At 62.9% G+C, this 3,596-nt stretch carries 6 protein-coding genes; 2 read left to right on the forward strand and 4 right to left on the reverse strand.

The genetic code is table 11. The features are described 5' to 3' along the window. From folE2 to queC, 4 genes are all read right to left on the reverse strand, one after another. Positions 1-785, reverse strand: a 785-nt coding sequence (gene folE2 / locus QH283_RS26385) for a GTP cyclohydrolase FolE2 (protein WP_280505636.1), incomplete at its 3' end; no start/stop codon positions are given. Next, positions 766-1,137 carry a 6-carboxytetrahydropterin synthase QueD gene (gene queD, locus QH283_RS26390; RefSeq protein WP_280505637.1) on the reverse strand — a complete coding sequence of 124 codons (372 nt, stop codon included), beginning with the start codon at positions 1,135-1,137 and terminating at the stop codon, positions 766-768. The genes folE2 and queD, both read right to left, overlap by 20 nt. Next, positions 1,137-1,778: a 7-carboxy-7-deazaguanine synthase gene (gene queE / locus QH283_RS26395; RefSeq protein WP_280505638.1), complete on the reverse strand. Its 642-nt coding sequence runs from the start codon at positions 1,776-1,778 to the stop codon at positions 1,137-1,139. The genes queD and queE overlap by 1 nt, the downstream gene beginning before the upstream one ends. Further along, positions 1,778-2,482, reverse strand: a complete 705-nt coding sequence (gene queC / locus QH283_RS26400) for a 7-cyano-7-deazaguanine synthase QueC (RefSeq protein ID WP_280505639.1) — start codon at positions 2,480-2,482, stop codon at positions 1,778-1,780. Before queC ends, queE begins: the two co-directional genes overlap by 1 nt. 375 nt (positions 2,483-2,857) lie before the next feature. On the opposite strand from queC, the gene QH283_RS26405 reads away from it, so the two are divergent. Then, positions 2,858-3,472 (forward strand): TetR/AcrR family transcriptional regulator, encoded by a 615-nt coding sequence (locus tag QH283_RS26405; protein WP_280505640.1) that lies wholly within the window; start codon positions 2,858-2,860, stop codon positions 3,470-3,472. Further along, positions 3,469-3,596 (forward strand): glyceraldehyde 3-phosphate dehydrogenase N-terminal domain-containing protein (locus tag QH283_RS26410; RefSeq protein ID WP_280505641.1); only part of this gene is annotated, 128 nt, incomplete at its 3' end. The genes QH283_RS26405 and QH283_RS26410, both read left to right, overlap by 4 nt.

Consider the following 3,596-nt stretch of genomic DNA (forward strand, 5'->3'; position numbering starts at 1 on the left):
GTCCAAGGGATGTCCGTATAGGCAGCATGGTTGTGAATGCTCTCGTCGTTCACGACACGGACGCGGTACTCGGCTACACGAGGATCTGCCGCCACTGCGAGTGCGACATGGCGCGCCATGTCCTCGACGAAGACCGGGGCGTCGTATGCGGCCATGGTCACGTACCGTTCGTCGGACCGTTTGAGAAGCGAATACACGGGCGAGGAACCGGCGGATTCCGCAATGGCGATCAGATCGTCGAACCACAGATTCCCACGCAGATCGAGGGGGCGCGCTCCGATCGTCACATGTCCGCGTTGGTTGTGGGCGCCCCGGTCACTGATGGATTTGCTGCACGGACACACGCTCGTCACCGGCACATGGACCTGCTGTGTCAACTCGAACCCGCTCTCGGAGACTGCCGCTTCGAGCTCACATCCGAAGTCGACGAAAGACGGGATTCCGGAAACGGGTGCCCGTCGCTCGAGGAAGTAGGGAAAGGAAAATCTGACCCGAGCCGAATCACTGCCCATGCGGCGCCTGAGTTCGTCGACCATGGCGAGGGTGTTGCCCGCATCGAGTTGGTCGCGCCACTCGTTCAGGACGTCGAGGAACCGGCTGAGATGTGCGCCTTTACGTTCCGCGGAGAGGCTGACAGACATCGTGACGGTCGCTGCGGTCTCCCTCTTGCCACCTTGCCCATCCGCGATGAGCAGGGGATAACGCAGTTCTCCGATCCCGACCTCGGCGAGAGGGACGCCCCGCGTATCGGGTTCCGCTTGGACGTCAGCCAGCATCTGCTTCATCCTCCCCGCGGTACACGCATCCCGAGGTGCAGGTCTCTTTGACGACGACCTGCGAAAGCGGCAGACGGTATTCCAGGCGTGCCCATATCCATCGTGCGAGCACTTCGCTGGTCGGATTCTCGAGGCCAGCAACTTCGTTGAGGTAGTGATGGTCCAGTTCCTCGGACAGTGGTGCGAACGCCTGCTTGATCTCGGCGAAGTCCATCACCCATCCGGTCGTCGGATCGACCTCACCTGCGACATGGACAACCACTCGATACGAATGGCCGTGCAGTCGCGCGCACTTGTGCCCCTCGGGTACATTCGGTAGGCGGTGAGCCGCTTCGAAGGTGAATTCGCGGTAGATCTCCATCACTTGACTCCTATGTACTTGTGGGTCTGGATGCTCAACCTCCACTGCGGGTGCTGAAGGCAGTACTCGATGGCCGCCTTCGTGTTCTCTTGAAGTGACGGCCCGTCCATCGGTTGCAGCAGCAGGGAACGGAAATCGAGGGATTCGAACAACTCCGGAGTCGCACCGTCTTGCGGGTAGACCAGCTTGAGTTCGTCTCCAGATGTCAGCACGAGCCCGGCTCCGGCTTTCGGGCTGACACAGATCCAGTCGAGTCCCTCCGGGGCGGGTTTGGTGCCGTTCGTCTCAACCGCAATTTCGAAGCCCGCGTTATGCAACTCATCCACCAAAGGCTGGTCGAGTTGCAGCAGCGGCTCCCCGCCCGTGCACACGACCAGCGGTCGTGAGCGAGGGTGGGCCCGGCCCTCCCATGCTGCAACTACAGCCGCGGCCAGTTCTGGTGCTGTTGCAAAGGTGCCACCGCCAGGCCCGTCGGTACCGACGAAATCGGTGTCGCAGAACTGACAGATCGCTTTGGCCCGGCCGGACTCGCGTCCGTTCCAGAGATTGCAAGCGGCAAAGCGGCAGAACACAGCTGGGCGCCCGGCATTCCCGCCCTCGCCCTGTAGCGTGTAGAAAAGTTCCTTGATCTGATAGCTCATCAGTCTGCTCCGGTCAGACTGTACGGTGCCGGGTCGGACATGCCGAGTTCCTGGAAGCCGCGGATACGGAGCAGACACGAGTCGCATGTGCCACAGGCCGCGTTGTCTGGACGGGGGTCGTAGCAACTATGGGTAAGGCTGTAGTCCACACCCAGAGCCAGGCCACGCTCGATCGTCTCTGCCTTGGTCAACGAGATCAGCGGGGTGTGGATCTTCAGTCTCTGAGTGCCTTCCACACCTGCCTTGGTAGCAAGATTGGCCATGCGCTCGTATGCCTCGATGTACTCAGGGCGGCAGTCGGGGTAGCCGCTGTAGTCGAGCGCGTTCACGCCGATGAACACATCACTGGCTCCCAAGGTCTCTGCCCACGCCAGAGCGAACGACAGAAAGATCGTGTTGCGAGCCGGCACGTAGGTGATCGGGATCTCAGTGGTGACGATTTCCTCGGCACGGTCGTGGTGTGGAACATCGATGTCGGCGGTCAGCGCAGACCCACCGAAGACACGCAGGTCGATATCGGCAACCACGTGCGCCGCAGCTCCGAGTGCTGCGGCAACCCGTCCTGCCGCCTCCAGTTCCACCGTATGCCGCTGTCCGTAGCGAAAGCTCAAAGCATACGGCTCGTAACCCTTGTCACGCGCGATCGCCAGGACTGTCGACGAGTCGAGCCCCCCGCTCAACAGCACAACTGCCTTCTTGCTCATGCCGCCTCCTTACGACCACACGCCTGCCACACGCGATAGCAGCCTCTGGGCTAACTTCATCAGGTCGCTGTCGCAGCGGCATGAAGTTTCTGTCCACTACGTCCCAGTAAACTACATCAATGTAGTACTACGAGCGCTCCTGGGCGGGGGTGATGATGCCGCCTTCAGCGGCGCTGTGGTGATGGGGCGGCAGACGGTCCTGGAGAGCGCCGAGACAAGGACTCTACACATCGGCACGTGCCGATGGCACATCTGAATGGTCGAACGCATCTGTTGACATCCGGCTGATTTCTGTCGTTCATTCTGCTTCCATGGGGGTGCCGAATCGGCCCTGCGGCTTGCTCTGTACCTACTGGTATGTCTAGTGTGGCGGGCATGGGTTCACGGGAGCGGCTCGTCGAGTCGATGAGCGAGTTGATGTGGGAGCGGGGGTATGCCGACACCAGCCCTCGTGACGTGCGGGAACTGTCCGGGGTGGGGCAGGGGAGCATGTACCACCACTTCCCGACGAAGCGGGATCTTGCGCTGGCGGCGCTGGAGCGGAATGTGGAAGATCTGCTGCCCGCCGCGACCGAGCTGGACTCGGCGGAGGGGAGTCCGATGGCCCGGATCGAGGCGTATCTGATGCGGCCTCGGGATGCGCTCAAGGGGTGCAAGGTGGGGCGGATGACGCAGGACTCGCAGGTGCGTCAGGACCCGGTGCTGCTGGCTCCGGTGGCGCGGGCGTTCTCACAGGTGCACGTCAAGTGGGTAGCGGTGCTGCGGGAGGCGATCGCGGCGGGGGAACTGCGTGACGATCTCGATCCCGAGCAGGTGGCGCACACGTTGATGGCGGTGCTCCAGGGCGGGTACGTGCTCGCCATCGCGCAGGAGGACCCGGGGCCGTTCGAGGCCGCGCGGGACGGAGCGCTGGATCTGTTGCGGGCCGCCGCGGGGCAGGCCGGGCGGCGTGCGGCCGCCGGAGATCGAGAAGAGGGAACGAAGGAATGACGGTGCGGATCGGGATCAACGGGTTCGGGCGGATCGGGCGCAGTTATCTGCGCGCGGCGCTGGCGAACGAGGCGGATGTCGAGGTGGTGGCCGTCAACGACCTCACCGACACGCGCACGTTGGC

Source organism: Nocardia farcinica, from assembly GCF_029867845.1.
Lineage (GTDB): Bacteria > Actinomycetota > Actinomycetes > Mycobacteriales > Mycobacteriaceae > Nocardia > Nocardia farcinica_A.